18 protein-coding genes are annotated in these 16,752 nt (G+C 56.5%); 7 read left to right on the top strand and 11 right to left on the bottom strand.

Features of this window, described 5'->3' with window-relative positions; all coding sequences use genetic code 11:
* Position 1 precedes the first annotated feature (1 nt).
* Together QMZ18_RS12800 and QMZ18_RS12795 are read right to left on the bottom strand one after the other, a co-directional pair.
* On the bottom strand, positions 2 to 1,870 hold the full coding sequence (locus tag QMZ18_RS12800) for an ABC transporter transmembrane domain-containing protein (RefSeq protein ID WP_282606685.1): 1,869 nt from the start codon (positions 1,868 to 1,870) through the stop codon (positions 2 to 4).
* Positions 1,871 to 2,053: 183 nt separating this feature from the next.
* Entirely contained in the window at positions 2,054 to 2,500 is a 447-nt protein-coding gene (locus QMZ18_RS12795; protein ID WP_282606832.1) for a helix-turn-helix domain-containing protein, read from the bottom strand.
* Positions 2,501 to 2,628: 128 nt separating this feature from the next.
* On the opposite strand from QMZ18_RS12795, the gene QMZ18_RS12790 reads away from it, so the two are divergent.
* The 3 genes from QMZ18_RS12790 to rpmE all read left to right on the top strand — a co-directional run bounded on the left by QMZ18_RS12790 (position 2,629) and on the right by rpmE (position 4,922).
* Positions 2,629 to 3,249: a cation transporter gene (locus tag QMZ18_RS12790; RefSeq protein ID WP_282606684.1), complete on the top strand. Its 621-nt coding sequence runs from the start codon at positions 2,629 to 2,631 to the stop codon at positions 3,247 to 3,249.
* A 159-nt stretch (positions 3,250 to 3,408) separates the two neighbouring features.
* Positions 3,409 to 4,416, top strand: coding sequence for an aldo/keto reductase (locus QMZ18_RS12785; RefSeq protein WP_282606683.1), 1,008 nt, complete (start codon positions 3,409 to 3,411; stop codon positions 4,414 to 4,416).
* Between the two features lie 284 nt (positions 4,417 to 4,700).
* Positions 4,701 to 4,922 (top strand): 50S ribosomal protein L31, encoded by a 222-nt coding sequence (gene rpmE / locus QMZ18_RS12780; protein WP_282606682.1) that lies wholly within the window; start codon positions 4,701 to 4,703, stop codon positions 4,920 to 4,922.
* Positions 4,923 to 5,137: 215 nt separating this feature from the next.
* On the opposite strand, the gene QMZ18_RS12775 is transcribed toward rpmE, so the two are convergent.
* On the bottom strand, positions 5,138 to 5,545 hold the full coding sequence (locus tag QMZ18_RS12775) for a DUF1465 family protein (RefSeq protein WP_282606681.1): 408 nt from the start codon (positions 5,543 to 5,545) through the stop codon (positions 5,138 to 5,140).
* Positions 5,546 to 5,887: 342 nt separating this feature from the next.
* On the opposite strand from QMZ18_RS12775, the gene QMZ18_RS12770 reads away from it, so the two are divergent.
* Positions 5,888 to 6,355 carry an Hsp20 family protein gene (locus tag QMZ18_RS12770; RefSeq protein WP_282606680.1) on the top strand — a complete coding sequence of 156 codons (468 nt, stop codon included), beginning with the start codon at positions 5,888 to 5,890 and terminating at the stop codon, positions 6,353 to 6,355.
* Between the two features lie 161 nt (positions 6,356 to 6,516).
* Here QMZ18_RS12770 and QMZ18_RS12765 read toward each other — a convergent pair whose 3' ends face one another.
* From QMZ18_RS12765 to QMZ18_RS12730, 8 genes are all read right to left on the bottom strand, one after another.
* Positions 6,517 to 6,987, bottom strand: a complete 471-nt coding sequence (locus QMZ18_RS12765) for a HEAT repeat domain-containing protein (RefSeq protein ID WP_282606679.1) — start codon at positions 6,985 to 6,987, stop codon at positions 6,517 to 6,519.
* Positions 6,988 to 7,001: 14 nt separating this feature from the next.
* Entirely contained in the window at positions 7,002 to 7,706 is a 705-nt protein-coding gene (locus QMZ18_RS12760) for a hypothetical protein (RefSeq protein WP_282606678.1), read from the bottom strand.
* A gap of 25 nt (positions 7,707 to 7,731) precedes the next feature.
* Positions 7,732 to 8,799 (bottom strand): hypothetical protein, encoded by a 1,068-nt coding sequence (locus QMZ18_RS12755; RefSeq protein WP_282606677.1) that lies wholly within the window; start codon positions 8,797 to 8,799, stop codon positions 7,732 to 7,734.
* Positions 8,800 to 9,117: 318 nt separating this feature from the next.
* Positions 9,118 to 9,567 carry a thioesterase family protein gene (locus QMZ18_RS12750; protein ID WP_282606676.1) on the bottom strand — a complete coding sequence of 150 codons (450 nt, stop codon included), beginning with the start codon at positions 9,565 to 9,567 and terminating at the stop codon, positions 9,118 to 9,120.
* Entirely contained in the window at positions 9,567 to 10,355 is a 789-nt protein-coding gene (locus tag QMZ18_RS12745; RefSeq protein WP_282606675.1) for an alpha/beta fold hydrolase, read from the bottom strand. The genes QMZ18_RS12750 and QMZ18_RS12745 overlap by 1 nt, the downstream gene beginning before the upstream one ends.
* Positions 10,356 to 10,415: 60 nt before the next feature.
* Positions 10,416 to 11,711, bottom strand: a complete 1,296-nt coding sequence (locus QMZ18_RS12740) for an O-acetylhomoserine aminocarboxypropyltransferase (RefSeq protein WP_282606674.1) — start codon at positions 11,709 to 11,711, stop codon at positions 10,416 to 10,418.
* 630 nt (positions 11,712 to 12,341) lie between these two features.
* The gene (locus QMZ18_RS12735) at positions 12,342 to 13,274 is read right to left on the bottom strand and encodes an AEC family transporter (RefSeq protein ID WP_282606673.1); all 933 of its coding nucleotides are present in this window, start codon (positions 13,272 to 13,274) and stop codon (positions 12,342 to 12,344) included.
* 128 nt (positions 13,275 to 13,402) lie between these two features.
* Positions 13,403 to 13,585 carry a DUF1192 domain-containing protein gene (locus tag QMZ18_RS12730; protein WP_282606672.1) on the bottom strand — a complete coding sequence of 61 codons (183 nt, stop codon included), beginning with the start codon at positions 13,583 to 13,585 and terminating at the stop codon, positions 13,403 to 13,405.
* Positions 13,586 to 13,761: 176 nt separating this feature from the next.
* On the opposite strand from QMZ18_RS12730, the gene QMZ18_RS12725 reads away from it, so the two are divergent.
* The 3 genes from QMZ18_RS12725 (at position 13,762) to QMZ18_RS12715 (ending at position 16,608) form a co-directional block, all read left to right on the top strand.
* Positions 13,762 to 14,763 carry an NAD(P)H-quinone oxidoreductase gene (locus tag QMZ18_RS12725; protein ID WP_282606671.1) on the top strand — a complete coding sequence of 334 codons (1,002 nt, stop codon included), beginning with the start codon at positions 13,762 to 13,764 and terminating at the stop codon, positions 14,761 to 14,763.
* Positions 14,764 to 15,036: 273 nt separating this feature from the next.
* The gene (locus QMZ18_RS12720; RefSeq protein WP_282606670.1) at positions 15,037 to 15,645 is read left to right on the top strand and encodes a DUF1013 domain-containing protein; all 609 of its coding nucleotides are present in this window, start codon (positions 15,037 to 15,039) and stop codon (positions 15,643 to 15,645) included.
* Positions 15,646 to 15,870: 225 nt separating this feature from the next.
* On the top strand, positions 15,871 to 16,608 hold the full coding sequence (locus tag QMZ18_RS12715; RefSeq protein ID WP_282606669.1) for a hypothetical protein: 738 nt from the start codon (positions 15,871 to 15,873) through the stop codon (positions 16,606 to 16,608).
* The last annotated feature ends 144 nt before the right edge of the window (positions 16,609 to 16,752 follow it).

Genomic DNA, 16,752 nt, shown 5'->3' with positions numbered 1-16,752 from the left:
ATCAGGATCCGGCGGAACTCTTCAAGTCGTTGAACATCTCTGCTTCGCCGAACTGAAGTTCGGCCAAACGGGCGTAGAGGCCACCCTGGCGGATCAGTTCCTCATGGGTGCCGCTGGCCACCACACGCCCCTCATCCAACACGACGATCCGGTCGGCTTTCAACACCGTCGCCAGGCGATGGGCGATCACAAGCGTGGTACGATCGGACATGAGGCGTTCGAGCGCCTGCTGTACGGCCCGTTCGCTCTCGGCATCAAGAGCGCTTGTGGCTTCGTCCAACAACAGCACAGCCGGATCGCGCAGAATGGCACGGGCAATGGCGAGGCGTTGCCGCTGACCACCCGACAAGCGCACACCACGTTCACCCAGGAAAGTATCGAAGCCATCGGGGAGTCGATCCAGGAAGTCTTTTGCCGCAGCAGCTTCAGCTGCCTGAAGCACCTCTTCGTCGCTGGCATCTGGTCGGCCATATCTGATGTTTTCCCAGGCATTTGCCGAGAAGATTACCGGCTCCTGCGGCACGAGCCCGATCCGATTGCGCAGCTCGAGCGGGTCGGCCTTGGTCAGTTCCACTCCATCGAGCCTGATATGGCCGCTCTTCGGATCGTAAAATCGTAGCAGAAGCTGGAAAATCGTCGTCTTACCGGCCCCCGAAGGACCAACGATCGCAACTTTCTCTCCAGGGTCGACCTTGAGCTCCAGTCCATGAAGCGCGGCGTCTTCCGGGCGTGCGGGATAGTGGAACAGAACCTTCTCGAATGAGATGTTACCCAATGCGGGGTCGGGCAAGGTTTCCGCCACGACCGGCGGCGCGATATCGGTTTTCGTCGCCAGCAGGTCGAACAGGCGTTCCGTTGCGCCTGCAGCGCGCTGAAGGTCGCCAATCACTTCGCTGATCGCACCCACGGAACCGGCGACAACAATCGCGTAAAAAACAAATGCCGAGAGTTCACCGGGAGAGATTCGTCCGGCGAGAACATCCCTCCCTCCGATCCACAGGATAGCGCTGACCGCGCCGAAAACCAGCACGATGACGACCGCCGTCAGCATCGCCCGCGCACGGATCCGCGAGACTGCCGTTATAAATGCCTCTTCCGCCCGGCCGCCGAATTTCATGCGGTCAATGGATTCATGACCGAAGGCCTGAACTGTGCGGATCGCACCCAGGGCCTCGTCAGCATAGGATCCCAGATCGGCGACCCTATCCTGACTGTCCCGGCTCAGCCGCCTTACTCGGCGGCCGTAGATGATGATCGGTAAGACCACGACCGGCACAACCAGGAAAACCATGCCCGTCAGCTTGGCGCTGGTCACGATCAGGAGTACCGATCCACCCGCGAACAACAGGAAATTTCGCAGCGCAACCGACACTGAAGATCCCACAACCATCTGCAGCAACGTTGTGTCGGTGGTCAGGCGTGACAGAACTTCGCCGGTTCGCGTGATCTCAAAATACGCCGGCGACAGCGTAACCAGGTGGTTGAAGACCGCTTTTCGGATATCCGCAACGACCCGTTCGCCGATCCAGGAGACAAGGTAGAAACGGCTGTAACTTGCCGCAGCCAGCAACACCACGACCCCCAGGAGGACCATCACCGCCTGGTCCAGCAGATCTGCATTCTCACTGGCAAAACCATCATCGACCAAGGTACGCAGGCCAAAGCCGAGTCCAAGAACCGTCGACGCAGCAACCACCAGTGCGACAAGAGCCCCCGCAACCTGGAGCTTGTAAGGACGCACGAATTGCCAAAGTCTGACCAGATGCGACAGCTCTTTGCTGGAGGGCCGTCCCGAGTTGGTCGAATCGCCCTGGCTGGATTTGCCGCCAGTGCTATCGTTGCTTTGCCCCGAGGAGCGCGGTCGCATCATCTAATCTGTACTTCTTTCAAAAACGGGTCTATCCGCCAGGGCCTGTTCAGATCCGTGGGCCGGGGCAATTTATCGTCAAAACCTGCGCTATCCCTTGTGCAATCGCCGCCGCGAAGTCAAGCGCCATCAGCGCGGCATGTTGTCCGGCAAACTACATTCGACAAGACCATCAGTGCCACCAAACTAGTGTTCTGCCGTTAAGCAGTTGCCATGCGCATGGTCCGCCAGTGTGTCGATCACCCTGCAGTCTTCGACCTTTCCGCCCTGGCAGGCATGGACCATGCGTTCAAGCTCCGCCTTCAAGGATTCAAGACGGCTGATCCTGTGGTTCACCTCATCCAGATGCTTTTGCGCGATCGCATTGATTTCCGCACAGGGTTGGTCCGGATGATCGGAAAGCTCCAACAGCTGCCGGATCTCAGCTTGCGAAAACCCAAGCTCCCGGCTGTGTCGGATAAATGCCAGTCGCGATAGATGTTGTTGCCCGTAGACGCGCTGGTTGCCCGCCGAGCGCCCCGGCTCCGGCAGCAGACCGATCTGTTCGTAGTAGCGGATCGTCGGCACTTTACAGCCGGTTTCTCTCGATAGTTGACCAATAGTGAAGCTTTCGACGCTTTTGCCTGATCCCATGGTTTTCTCTGCGTCCAAAATTTTTTGGGCCACGGTCATTTTTCTCTTGAAGCTATAGTTACTAGAGACATTAGGTTCATGCCTTGATGGAAATCAAGTGGACCGACAAAGCAATAGGAGTAACGGCCGTGGCAGGTTGCTGTGGACAGGACGCCAAGTTTGATGGCGCTTCGAAGGCCTTCAAACGGATACTGATCGCAGTGATCGTGATCAACGGCGCAATGTTCATCGCCGAGATTCTGGCAGGCATTGCCGCGGGGTCGCAGGCCCTGCAGGCGGATGCGCTGGACTTTCTGGGTGACACCGCCACTTACGGCATCAGTCTGGCGGTGATCGGCATGCCCCTCGCCGTCCGGGCCAAAGCAGCCCTGTTCAAGGGTATTTCGCTGGCGATTATGGGTCTCTGGGTGTTCAGTTCGACCGCTTATCACGTTCTCGTGACCAATACGCCGCAGGCCGAAGTGATGGGTGTAGTCGGCTTTATTGCGCTGCTCGCAAACCTCGCATCGGTCCTCCTGCTCCTCAAGTATCGCAACGGAGATGCCAATGTCCGCTCAGTCTGGCTCTGCAGCCGCAATGACGCCATCGGCAACATCGCCGTGATGCTGGCCGCCAGCGGCGTTTGGGCAAGCAGCAGTGCTTGGCCGGACCTGATCGTCGCCGGGATCATGGCCGGGCTTTTCCTTTGGTCGTCCCTGCAGATTATCCGCCAGGCCCGCGCGGAAACACTCCAATCCCAACCCGCCTGATTCGAGCGGCCGTCGGAGCGCTTGCCGAATTGAGAAGCGGTGGTTTCCGCGCCCGTTTGTGCGCCTCTCCACATTGCGGTCAAGCGTCCTCCTGTGACAAGCTCGTCAATTGGAACCGGGGTCCCTGCCCCGGTTGAAAGACAGGAAAATTTGGCGGATATGGAATACCGGAACCTTGGTCGTAGTGGCCTGAAAGTGACAAAACTTTGCCTGGGCACCATGATGTTCGGCGGCCGCAGTGACGAAGCCGGATCGCGGGATATCATCGCCTTCGGCCGTGACCAGGGGATCAATTTCATCGATACGGCCGACGTCTACAACAATGGTGAGTCTGAGCGCATCCTGGGGCGTGCTATCGCCGGCGACCGGGATTGGTGGATCCTTGCGACCAAAGCGGGCAACAAGTTAGGCGAAGGCCCCAACCGCCAGGGGGTCAGCCGGCGTTGGCTGATTCAGGCGTTGGAAGACAGCCTCACACGCCTCGGCTCCGATTACGTCGACATCTTCTATCTCCACAAGGAGGATCTCGATACGCCGCTTGAAGAGACGGTTGGCGCGATCGGCGATCTCATCGCCCAGGGAAAGACCCGTTATTTCGGTGTCAGTAATTATCGCAGCTGGCGGGTCGCCGAGATTTGCCGACTCTGCGACAGCTTCGGCATCCCGCGTCCGGTGGTCAGCCAGCCGCTCTATAATGCCCTCAATCGCACCGTCGAAATCGAACATTTGCCGGCCTGTAATCACTATGGCCTCGGGGTGTTCCCCTACAGCCCGCTGGCTCGTGGCATCCTGACCGGCAAGTACGATCCCGATGCGGCACCCTCGACCGAAACCCGTGCAGGCGCCCAGGACACGCGGATCATGCAAACCGAATGGCGCCGTGAATCCCTCGTTCTCGCACAGAAGATAAAACAGCACGCCGAAGCCCGCGGCATCACGGCCGGTCAGTTCGCCCTCGCCTGGCTCTTCAACAACCAGATGATTACCGGCGCTGTCGCCGGTCCGCGAACGCTCGAGCAATGGCAGGAGAACTTCGGCGCCCTTACCTACCAGTTCACGGCGGAGGACGAAGCCCTGATCAACGATCTTGTCGTGACCGGGCATGCTTCGACTCCCGGCTATAACGACCCCGCTTATCCCATCGAAGGTCGCGTGGCCTTGAACTGACACTTTTGTCGCCAACGCATCGCCGTGCTCCGTCAACCCGGAGGGGTTTCGATGCACGAACTTCGTGATGTATAGAGGATGTTAACCATATCGGGCCAAAACGTCTTTCAACCGCGTTCTGAGCCATTGAAAACCATGCTTGCAGCGCATCGGCGCGCCACATTTCGCAACTCATGTTCCGGCCAGGGATGACTTTTACCGGAAAGTCGTGAATTGGGGCCTTCGGGGGCTTGCGTCGAGGTTATAGCTCGGTTATATACGCGGCCTTCAAGAGGATCAGGACGATGAAACAAGACATCCACCCCGAGTACCACGAGATCACCATTCACATGACCGATGGTACCGAGTTCAAGACGCGCTCGACCTACGGTAAAGAAGGCGACACGCTGCGCCTCGACATCGACCCCAAGACGCACCCGGCCTGGACCGGCGAGCATCGTCTGGTCGATTCCGGTGGCCAGGTCGCAAAGTTCAACAAGCGTTTCGCAGGCCTCGGCCTCAAATAAGGCTCCGGCCTTCGTACGCTTTTGGACGAAGTACTCCGAACGGCGATAAATCGTCGTTTCAGGGCAACTGCCGAACCAATGGGCTCCTCTTCAGGGGCCCATTTGCGTTTCTTTTTCAAAGACTAAGTGAAAAGACTGACGAGAGCAGCAGTATCAGCGACGCGAGTCCGATTGTTCTTATCTGAACGGGTAGGCAGCGTGAATCGCGCTCTGGCCTAAGCGACACCATCCAGCATCGAATCCAGCCGGGCGACACGCTGATACAGCCGGTGGCTGCGATCAAGCAGCTCCATCAGCTTGGGCTGCAGGATCACTTCCTCAACACAGCCGGTCGTATCACAGACATCCTGCCCTGACAGCCGGTGTTCAGCGGCAGCCGCGTCGATCCGCGAGATCTCGCCGGCATGAACGGCTTTCTGGATCAGGAGCCAGGCCATGATCTGGGTTAAACGCGCCGTAAGCCTCATGGTTTCACAGCTCGCCCAGAGCTGAGCTTCCGGCGTCATCTTGGCACGTTCAGCGCGGTCATGATGCGTCAGGTAGTCGCGCGACTCCCGCATGAGGGTCATCGCCTCATCGTAGGTCGAGTCAAAAAACGCTACAGGTGCCGCCGACGTATTCAAAATCAAAGCTACCCAGGTTTCGGCCTAAAACCGATTATAAACGAACGACCGAACAAACGGCCACAGAAGCAGAGAGTCTACCAACTACCGCCTTAACAATTGGTTGGTCTCAATGATTAACAGATTCGCCTTCGTTGTATTTATTATCAATAGTTTAGCTGGAAACAATGCTTAGGGCCGAAAAAATAATGCCCCCCTCTTGAAGCCAATTTTCCGCCAAACTATATCTAAACTGTCGCCAGGCAATGCCTCAGAGAGGGTTGCAGAAGGCGGCAAACGTCGGGTCAGACCATGGTGGTGGGCCCGGAATATCAACCATGTTGCTCATCGGAGGATATGGCAATGCGTAGTTACGATCTTTCCCCCCTTTATCGCGCGACCGTCGGTTTTGACCGGATGATGAATCTTTTGGATTCGGCTGCCCGTGTCGACGAATCCGCGCCAAGCTATCCGCCCTACAACATCGAAAAGATTGACGAAGACTCCTATCGGATTTCCATGGCTGTCGCCGGTTTTGCCGAGGAAGAGCTCGACATCACCGTGACCGAGAATTCACTGGTCATCTCGGGCAAAAAGGACAAAGCCACTGGCAAGGAAGCGAAGTTTCTGCATCAAGGAATCGCGAACCGCAGTTTCCAGCGGAGCTTCGAGCTCGCCGACCACATCCGAATTGCCGGCGCTGCCCTCGAAAACGGTCTCCTGCATATCGAGTTGGCCCGCGAAGTTCCCGAAGCCATGAAGCCGCGCAGCATCAAAATCGAGGCCAAGGCATCGAAGGCTGCCAAGGTGATTGAAGACCAGGCTGCGTAAGCACCTTTTGGAGTGGGTTCGTTCTTAACGGAAACGGTCAAGAACGTGAATCGTCCTCTAACTGTATGATGTAAATTGCGATCGAAAAAAAGGAGCCGGGCGGAAGTAATTCCGTCCGGCTTAAGTCGACAGGGGAGGTTCCTTGCCTGCGCGGGGCGTCCCTATTTCTCCGCGCGGCGTTTCAACAATCTTCGCGCCTTCGTACGGACAAATCCGCTTTCATCGGCGCGCGCAATCTTTGTAATTTCAGTAAGGGCTTCCTTGGTGCCGATCCGGTCCAGGGCCGAGACGGCAAAGCGGCGTACATCGGCCGACTTACTTTTTGCCTGCCGCTTCAGCGCTTTCAGCGCTTCTTTCCCGCCCAACTGACCCAGAGCATCAACCGCGCCAATCAGACCGCGCTCGTCGAGCCTGGGTATGGCGGCGACGATATCCGGTACGACTTCATTCTTGCCAAATCGACCGAGAAGATGGATCGCCGACTGACGGCGCTTGATATCTTCCTTGTCGTCCTGAACGACAGATCTTAGCTGGCGGTAGTCTTCGACCGACTTGCGTGCGACGATTTCTTCGTAGGTGTGGCCGCATTCGGATTCGAGTTGTAGCGCCAGTTCATCGGAAAGCGTTGCCATGGTTTACCTCGCTTTCAACAGCTTTCGATACTGGGATCATCCAGTATCTCGTCGCATTGCGACGCATTGAGATCCGGCGGCAGGTTGGACCAGCCCGTGTTCGGCCACATCAGATTGTCGCTATTGCTCGCATTGCCCGTGCTGACATGTGCATTCAATCCGATAACATGGGTGAGCTCATGAGCCAGCACCCAGGCGGAAGAGCCGAAACGGACCCAGAAACCGCGCCGCCCGGCCGGATAGGAGGAGCAGCCGGCAAGCCCGCCATTGGTCGATCCTGCCGTATAGTAGCCAACCACATCCGCCCCGAGATTGCGACCGAGGTCAAAAAGATCGTCCTCTTCCGAGGTTGGACTGCCTTGAACACCCAGTGGGCAGGTGGGTTGATCCAACACCCCGTTGCCGCCCAGAATATTGGTGGTCTCGGTGATGCTGCCGACGACATAGATCCAGGCGTCGCAATCGCTCAGCCAGACTTCGTTTGCAGCATCCATGTCGCGCTGCAGATTGTTGTACTGTCCGGCTGTCGAGCCGGTAGGCCGAACTGTCACCAGGGCAAGCCGCAGGAAAGGTTTGTTCTGAATCCGGTCGAGCTGTGCCTTCAAAGAGCGGGTTTGATTGTTGGTGCCATAGACACCAAACACATCGCGCTTGAGTGAGAGAGGCGGGTTCCGCCCCAAACAGGACGACGCGATCGACTTTACACTTAGCGTAGCCATCGTCGTTTCTCCCGATCAGCAGCGATTACTGCAGAGCAACCAGAACCGGGATCATCCCTTGACCCGACTTTAGGTTGCCCAGGGCCTTGCCGATCACCGATCCGAATGCGCGCATCTGATCTTGCGCCTTCATGGCATGTCCGGGCGTCGGCGATGAGGTCAGCAGATCACCAACCCCGATCGGGTTCCGCTCCGCGTCCACCTTGCAGAAGATGCGTCCAACAAGAGCCAGCGGCAGTTGGTTGATCAGGCCTTTACGACGGCCAAGCACGATACCGGGTCGATACTCACCAGCACCGGCGACGACGCCTGCTACCCTCTTATCGTAAGCCTGATCACTCCTGCGCAACTTGAGTTCATCGCCGATGATCATGACCGTGCCCGGCTCGACATCGGCTGAATCCTCAACCTCGAAGTCCTCGGCACAGTCCGCGTTCTGAAGAATGATATCCCCGCTGTCGCCATTCAAATGAATGGTCGCCTGTGCGAGTGTCTCGTTGTCGCCACTCGATGGAAACAGCACAAGGTCACCGTCGGCACCATTGCCGCCCAACCAGGCATTGCCGCCACCGGCATCGAGCCGGATGCGGTTTTGCCCTGTGGTGCTGCGAAGAACCAGATCGCCATCAGCCCCCTGCCCGCCAGCAAAAATATTGGCGCCATTGCCATCGACATGGATCGAGGCACTTGCTGTGGACGTATTATTGCCCGAGGCACGAAACATCACGAGATCACCGTCAGCACCATTCCCACCCAGCCAGGCATTTCCGCCACCGGCATCGAGACGGATGCGGTTCTGGCCCGTGGTACTGCGCAAGACCAAATCACCATCTGATCCGTCACCACCTGCAAAGATGTTCCCGCCATTGCCGTCGATATGGATCGAGGCTTCGGCCGTCGAGGTGTTGTTACCGGAGGCGCGGAACATCACAAGATCGCCATCGGCACCATTGCCACCCAGCCAGGCATTGCCGCCACCGGCATCGAGGCGAATGCGGTCTTGTCCGCTATTGGCGCGCAGAACCAGATCGCCGTCGGAGCCGTCGCCGCCCGCAAAGATATTTCCAGTGTCGCTGTTAATCGAGATAGGCATTTTGCGTCTCCTTCGCTCACGGTGGCTCAAGGCCCCGAAGCTGTTGCAACAGGTGCAGTGGGTTCCAACAGGTTCTGGCAGCCTCGTGCGCCAGGTTCTGGTGGTTTTGTACGGACGCCGAATTGCCTGAGCAGAACGCCAAGCAATCAATTTCAAATCTATTTATAAGTATACGTATGTTTTATTGTTTGTAAACGTATATTTTAAAATTAACCGAACGTCAACCTGAATTCAGAGGTGAACACATTGATAAAAATACGGTTTTTATGAAAGTTCTCTGACAGGTGGGCAAAAAATTTGCTGCCCCATCAAGTAAGATCACCGTTCCAGAGCTTTGAGCGCTGCCCGCAGGGGCTCCGGAATCGCAACCGGCTTCATGCTGCCGCGGTCGACGAAAACATGCACGAACCGCCCCTCGGCGGCAGCCTGATCACTCGGCGCAATATCAGCGCCTTGCTTAAACAGTCCGATCTCGTAGGTGACACTGCGCCCGCCGAGTTTGGCGACACGCAGGCCCGCCTCGATCACATCGGGAAAGACGAACGACGCCCTGTACCGGCAGGAGGATTCAGCGCAGACGCCGATCACGCCACCGTTGTGGATATCGAGCCCGCCCCGTTCGATCAGATAGGTGTTAATGACGGTGTCGAAGTAGGCATAGTAGACGACGTTGTTCACATGCCCGTAGATATCGTTATCCATCCAGCGGGTCGGGATCTGAAGGAAATGCGGATAGTCGGCGCGCGTTTCAACAGACGACTGCGTCATTAGAGAAAGGCTTTCAGCGCAGCCAGTGTATCATCGGGCTTTTCCAGCATCATCATGTGGCCGGACCCCTCGATCCGCGCAACCTGTGCTGCAGAAATCATGGACGCCAAGGCCGTGCCTGCCTTGAAGGGGGTCATCTTGTCGTCGCTCCCCAACACCAACAGGGTTTCGCAAGCGACTCTCTCTGCGGCTGCCTGCCCTCCTTCATAGGCGCTGCAGGCGGCGAGATCATTATGCAGGACCCCGGGCGAAGCACGCTCCAGCAGCCGGGCACCGCCGCCCAGCATCCAAAGGCCGGGGGTCATATTGCCGCCGAGATGTCCGGTGTCGCCGTGCGCCCAGGAGGTGACCAAATCGACCGCCAGATGATCGTTTGCCTGCGCGGCTTTCAGAAGAGCCGGATGCACCGGCATGCTGGCTGCAACACCCAACAGGGCAAGTGCCTTTGCTCGTCCCGGCTGCCGCGCGGCGAATTCCAGTGCCGAAATTGCCCCCATGGAATGACCGGCCACGGCGGCTTTCTCGACCCCCACTGCGTCGAGCAGCACAGCCAGCCAATCCGCAATGGCTTCGATGGATTCGAGGGGCGCACCGTCGGACAGGCCATGGCCAGGCAGGTCAACCGCCAGAACTGAATGGCCGTGATGGGCGAAATACCGTGACTGCAGAGACCAGACCGTGCGGTCCATACCAGCACCATGCACGAAGACGACTGCCGGCAGGTTGGGATCGAATTCCTTTCCTCCTGTCGCCGCAAAGATGCTGTTGCCGTCGACTGTCACTTTCATAAAGACGCCCCGTTTTTCACCTGCTGCGCGATCGGTTCAACCGGTCTCCGGTCTGCCGCGTTAGCCTTTCTGAGACGCTCTCAGCGCCTGATTGAGATCGCCGATGATGTCGCTCGGATCTTCCAGACCGACCGACAGACGCACCATATCCTCACCTACGCCGGCGGCCTCCAGCTGTTCAGCCGTCATCTGTTGATGGGTGGTCGAAGCCGGGTGAATGACCAGGGTCTTGGCATCTCCGACGTTGGCCAGATGGGATGCCAGCGAACAACCTTCGATGAAGCGCGCGCCGGCAGCCCGGCCGCCCTTGACACCGAAGCTTATGATTGAGCCTGCGCCTTTCGGCAAGCGTGTCTGCGCCAACTCAAAATCCGGATGGCTTTCCAGACTCGGATGAATTACCCAGCTGACCGCCTCGTGTGCTTCCAGAAAACTTGCAAGCTTGTTGGTGTTTGAAACATGTCGCTCCATACGCAGCGGCAGAGTTTCAATTCCCTGCAGGATATAGAAGGCGTTTTGGGGTGAGAGCACCGCGCCAAAGTCACGCAACCCCTCGGCGCGCGCGCGCATGGAAAAGGCCGTCGGACCGTATTCCTCGGCAAAATTAATTCCGTGATATCCAGCATAAGGTTCGCTCAAGGTCGGGAACTTTCCGCTTTCCGTCCAGTCGAACCCTCCGCCATCAACCACGATACCCCCCAAAGCAAGACCGTGCCCGCCAAGCCACTTGGTCAGCGAATGCATGACAATGTCGGCACCGTATTCGATCGGCCGGCAAAGGTAAGGCGAGGCGAAGGTGTTATCGATCATCAGTGGCAGTCCGGCATCATGTGCCACCTGCGCCACTGCTTCGATGTCCAGAACCTCCAATCCGGGATTACCCAATGTCTCGGCGTAAACCAACCGCGTCTCTTCGGTAATGGCGGCGCGAATGCCGTCTACATCGCGCGGATTGACGAAGCTGGCGGTGATGCCAAACCGCGGCAGGCTGTGCACGAACATATTGACCGAGCCGCCGTAAAGCGACGAAGAGGCCACGATGTGTCCGCCCTGTCCCATTAAGGTGATGATCGCCAGGTGCAACGCGGCCTGTCCTGAGGCCGTCGCCACCGCCCCGACGCCACCTTCCAACGCTGCTACACGTTCTTCCAGAACAGAAACGGTCGGATTCGAAATCCGGCTATAGATGTGGCCGGCGCGTTCCAGGTTAAACAGCGACGCCGCATGCTCGGTATCCTGGAACACGAAGGAGGACGTCTGATAAATTGGAACCGCACGGGCGCCCGTCACAGGATCGGGCTGCTGGCCGGCATGCAGCGACAAGGTGTCGAACTTTAGAAACTTGGCATCAACCATCGATCGCCCCGCACAATTACACCCGGACTTTGTAATACACTAAGACCCCGGGGATCCTGCATTTTCTTTTGTTGTGGAGTCAATTTCCAACGAAGACTACACGAGATTTCAACGTGTTCTCAACGCTAATCAATCCAATGTCGTAAGAAAAAGCAATGTCCGGAAAAAAGAGAGGGCCTTCGATCCTTATGTTGGATCGTGGCCCTCGTCTTATTATGCCATACCCTGTCAACTTGCCTTGGCACGAACACTAAGCAGGCCGAATGTGCCGGTCAAGGGCGGATTTATTAACAACGAATGTATTGAGTTAACAACGGAACATAACTCCATAAAATTAATGGAGTTCAACTAATCCGAGTTACAAAAGAAAACCGCCGGACAAGCCGGCGGCAAGTTTACAGGGAGGCATTACAAGGAACGGAAAACTTCCGAACAACGGTGAGAGAACATGAGATCCCCTCGAACCGTCATGCAGAAAATAACCGCCTTGTACTAAAAAATAGTTAACACGCGTATGAATTTCAATTGATTCATTTTTTCTTTTTTCCGCACGCCGGTTGCAGACGTCGCTTCTGAAACACCGGCTTCTGCCTCCTCCGGGCTTCTACGAAGCCCAAAACAAGGTTGGCTTTATGCGAAGTAGGCCAGAAGAACAGAGACCGACAGGACCGAAAGACCGGTCGATATCAGAATGGCCGACGCAGCCCGCGCCTTATAGATATCGTAGTGCTCGGCCATGATGAAGACGTTCACCCCGACCGGTAGCGCTGCCGTGACTATGGCGACAGCGGCCCAGACCGGCTGTAGATCAAACACAAATAAGACCAGCAAAGCCGTGATCACCGGATGGACAACGAGCTTGAAAATCACAAGCGCAGAGCACTGCTTTAAGTCGCCGCCAAGCCGGTACCCCACAAGCGAAGCCCCCAGCGCAAAGAGAGCGCAAGGTGCGGCTGCACCACTCAGCAGTTCTGTGAAGCGGTCCACTGTCGCCGGTAACGGAAGGCCGCTTGCGCCATAAAGCTCCCCCGCCAGCAGCGCCACAATCACCGGATTTTTAAAGATCGCGAAGAAAACCAGCTTCAGTTTCAGCCACAATGAAGACGCTGAACCGCGGCCGAGTTCGACGATCAGAGAGACCAGCGGCATGATGATCGGTGAGTGGAAAGCGACAATCAGGGTCAGAGCCAATAGTCCCTCTTCCCCGAACGCGCCGTATACCAGAGGCAATCCAAGCAGTACCGTGTTGGAGAAGATCGCGCCCATTCCCATGATCGCGGCCTCGTCGCTATTTGCCGAAAAAACCCGTCTGGAAAACAGCCACGCGAGCGCAAAGTTGGCGGCGAGGCCGGTAAAGTATGCTGCAACGATCGAGAAATCGAAACCGGTCGGTGGCCCGCCCTTGGCCATTGTCCGGAACAGCAAAGCCGGAATAGCGAGGTAAAACACAAAAGTCGTCAGACCTTTGACGGCCTCTTCCGACATAAAACGACTGCGCCCGCCTAGATATCCGCAAAGAACCAGACCAAAGACAGGCAGAACGATGTTGATCGCCGTTTCCATTAATTCTGTATCTGTTCCTGTAGGGGATCAACGAACTGAGGAGTGCTGCTGCGCAATGCATGCACAGCAGGATAAACTTGGAGAAAACCGGAGCTCAAAAAAACCGAACCCAATTGGTGGCGTCAGGCCTAACTCTTAAAAAGCGAATCGATTGCAGAGCGATGGCTCTTCTTTCCGGCAACTTCAGCGTCCACCCGTGCGATTTCCGCTTCCAGCGATTCGCGATATTCAGCGAGTTCCTCCAACCCCATCAATGTGAGGTCCTTGAGTTTGGGCTTTTTCTTCCTTGGTTCCAGGTCTTCCAGTTCCATATAGTCATCTCCCGGTGATCTCTTGCCTTACACCACAGGCTGCGACTAAATAGCCACGCAGTCTAGCGTCTGTCACCTTCGTATGAAATTTTCAGCAGCAATTCTTCATAGACTGGCGCTCTCTCAGAATTTTCTAGGAACACCGTCCTAGGCCCTGCAGCACAACGAGGACTTAAATGACCGGCTCTCTTCCTTCCACCATGACGGCAATTGAAATCAGCGAACCCGGCGGCCCTGAGGTCCTCGTGCCCTGCGAACGCCCGGTCCCCTCGCCCGGCCCAGGCGAAGTGTTGATTGAAGTCGCAGCCGCCGGCATCAATCGTCCTGATCTTCTTCAACGCACGGGCGGCTATCCGCCACCACCGGGTGCTTCCGACATTCCAGGTCTGGAGGTTGCTGGCCGGATCGCCACCCTCGGTGCAGACGTAGACGGACTCGAGGTGGGAGATGAGATAACTGCGCTGGTCGCGGGCGGCGGCTACGCAGAATACTGCGTTGCGCCCGCACCGCAGTGCCTGCCCATCCCCAAGGGATTGAGCGTCGTTCAGGCTGCGGCGCTGCCGGAAACCTTTTTTACGGTCTGGACCAATGTCTTCGACCGGGGTGGCCTGCAACCTGGTGAAAGCCTTCTGGTTCATGGCGGTTCCTCCGGGATCGGCACAACGGCAATTCAGTTGGCGTCCGCGCTCGGTGCACGGGTCCTTACGACCGCGGGATCGGCCGAAAAGTGTCAGGCCTGCGTAGAATTGGGTGCTGAGCGGGCCATCAACTATCGGGATGAAGATTTTGTTCAGATCGCCAAGGACCTGACCGGTGGTAAGGGCGTCAACGTCGTGCTCGATATGGTCGGAGGCAGCTACGTACAGCGGAATATCTCTGCTTTGGCGCCTGACGGCCGTCTCTGCTACATCGCCTTTCTTGGCGGCTCCAAGGCTGAGGTTAATCTCGCACCTGTTATGCTCAAGCGCATCACGATCTCGGGATCCACACTCCGTCCCCGGCCGGTCGCTTTCAAAGCCGAGATCGCCGGCAACCTCCAAAAGACCGTTTGGCCCTTGATCGAAGCGGGCAAAATCGCACCGGTTATCCACAAGACCTTTGCCCTTAGGGACGCCAGCCAGGCCCACAGTCTGATGGAGTCCAGCACTCATATCGGGAAAATCGTGCTGACGGTCTGATTTCAGGCTGAGGATGAGAGATGGGCGCAAAGACTGCTCAATCTGCACTCCAGGCCCGAGGATTGCTCTGGAAACACCCTCTTCGTCAAAAATTTGTGTGATGCCTGCGCCATAAAGTCTTTTTCCCGCTTGGCGGCGGCTTATAATCAGGGTATCCCACAGCTTCCGATCCGCACGCAGCCGCGTTTGTGGCGCGATGGCGGACGACTGAAACAAGCGCAGCCCCTGTCGACAGTCCACGAGGACCGGGACCCGGGCAGACGAGGAGCAAAGATGTCTCAACCACTTATGCCGAAAGCGACCGCCGTCTGGTTGGTCGAGAACACTTCCCTGGGTTTCGATCAAATCGCAGAATTCTGCGGTTTGCACCCGCTTGAAGTACAGGGTATTGCCGACGATGAGGTTGCGGTTGGCATCCAGGGCATCGATCCGATCGCCAACAGCCAGCTCACCCAGGCCGAAATCGACCGCTGTCAGGCCGATCCCTCAGCCCGGCTGAAACTCTTGAAGCTCGACCTGCCGCAACCTTCGAAACGCACAAAAGGTCCGCGCTACACTCCGGTCGCCAAGCGCCACGACAAACCCGACGGGATTGCCTGGGTGCTGCGCCATCACCCGGAACTCAAGGATTCCCAGATTTCCAAACTAATCGGGACCACCAAGACCACCATTCAGTCGATCCGTGACCGCTCGCACTGGAACATGGCCAATATCCGCCCCCGCGATCCCGTGTTGCTCGGCCTCTGCGGCCAGATCGATCTGAACTCGGCAGTGGAAAAAGCCCGAAAAGCCGCCGAACGTGCCGGCATCGCCATTCCGGAACCCCAGTTCGAGGAAGAGGCCCCTTCCCCGCTGGCCGGTTTCGGACTCAGCAACGACTGAGGCTTAACAAAGCGCTGTAGCTACAATCAGAATGTCAGCTTTCAACAAACACTCCGGTCGGTTTTCTGACTGGAGTGTTTTTTTATGGCAAATCGTTTCCCGAAACCCTTTCACGTGAACAAACTATTCTGCATTGCAAGAACACGCTATCATCTCGTTTCGCGTGCACACCCACGTAAAATTACACCGGTTTGTCAATTCTCACAGGAATCGGGAGGATGGATCGTGATTCTCATCGTTGAAAATGGCATCGACTACGCAACATACATGAATGTACACGTTCTATGGACGCGTCATCAGACAGTCGCCTACCGGAAAAAGCACTGGCCCTCCCCTCGACAACGTATCTGCTGGATCGGATGGGATAAGGGCAGACAAAAAACCGACCTCGCCAATATGTCCGATGGCGAAACACTGTACATCGCCGGACATGGGGATGGACGCACGGTCGGGCTATATAAAGCCGACAAATTGGCAGGCTATCTAATTGATCACGGTATTAAGAAATCGATCGATAACATCAAGTTGCTTGCCTGCAAATCTGCATTATCAAGCAACCCGTTCAACGAGTTGTTGGCAACCGAGCTCTTTAGCCAGTCAGACGGACGCATAGAAGTCAAAGTCACTGGTTTTCCCGGCGATATGACTCGCAATCTAGCAGGTAAATTTCGGACGATGGCGGATGGGGTACCGAAATTCGACGCCCTTGAAGCTGAAATGCGGGAGTCATTTGATTCAAAACTTGAGGAAGCGCAAACGGCGTTCATGTATGAAGTGTTAAATTATGAGCCGAGAGATGAAGACGACCTATTGAGGAAAGCAAATTCAGTAACTGACCAATACAATGCTCTTGGCGCTAAACATAGTACCTATTGCCCGGATTGCAGACGCTCGCTAGAACAAAGTATAGATAATTGTCTCTTGGACAATAAGGATACGGCAACCCGCTCTTTGGTCCTCTGATCCACTCGGCCAAACGCGCCCGATCTGTGCGACAAGACAAATGCCGAGCATGCCGGATTCATGCAATATTGAATCCAAAGAAAGATGCACTTCGAAGCACATAGACATTGTTGGACCTGCAAACATCTCGTATGGCTTGATCCG

The organism is Pelagibius sp. Alg239-R121 (assembly GCF_947331435.1).
In the GTDB taxonomy this organism is placed as follows: Bacteria; Pseudomonadota; Alphaproteobacteria; order Kiloniellales; family Kiloniellaceae; genus Denitrobaculum.
The sequence above is the reverse complement of the archived record's forward strand: the minus strand, read 5'-3'. Positions and strand labels throughout refer to the sequence as shown.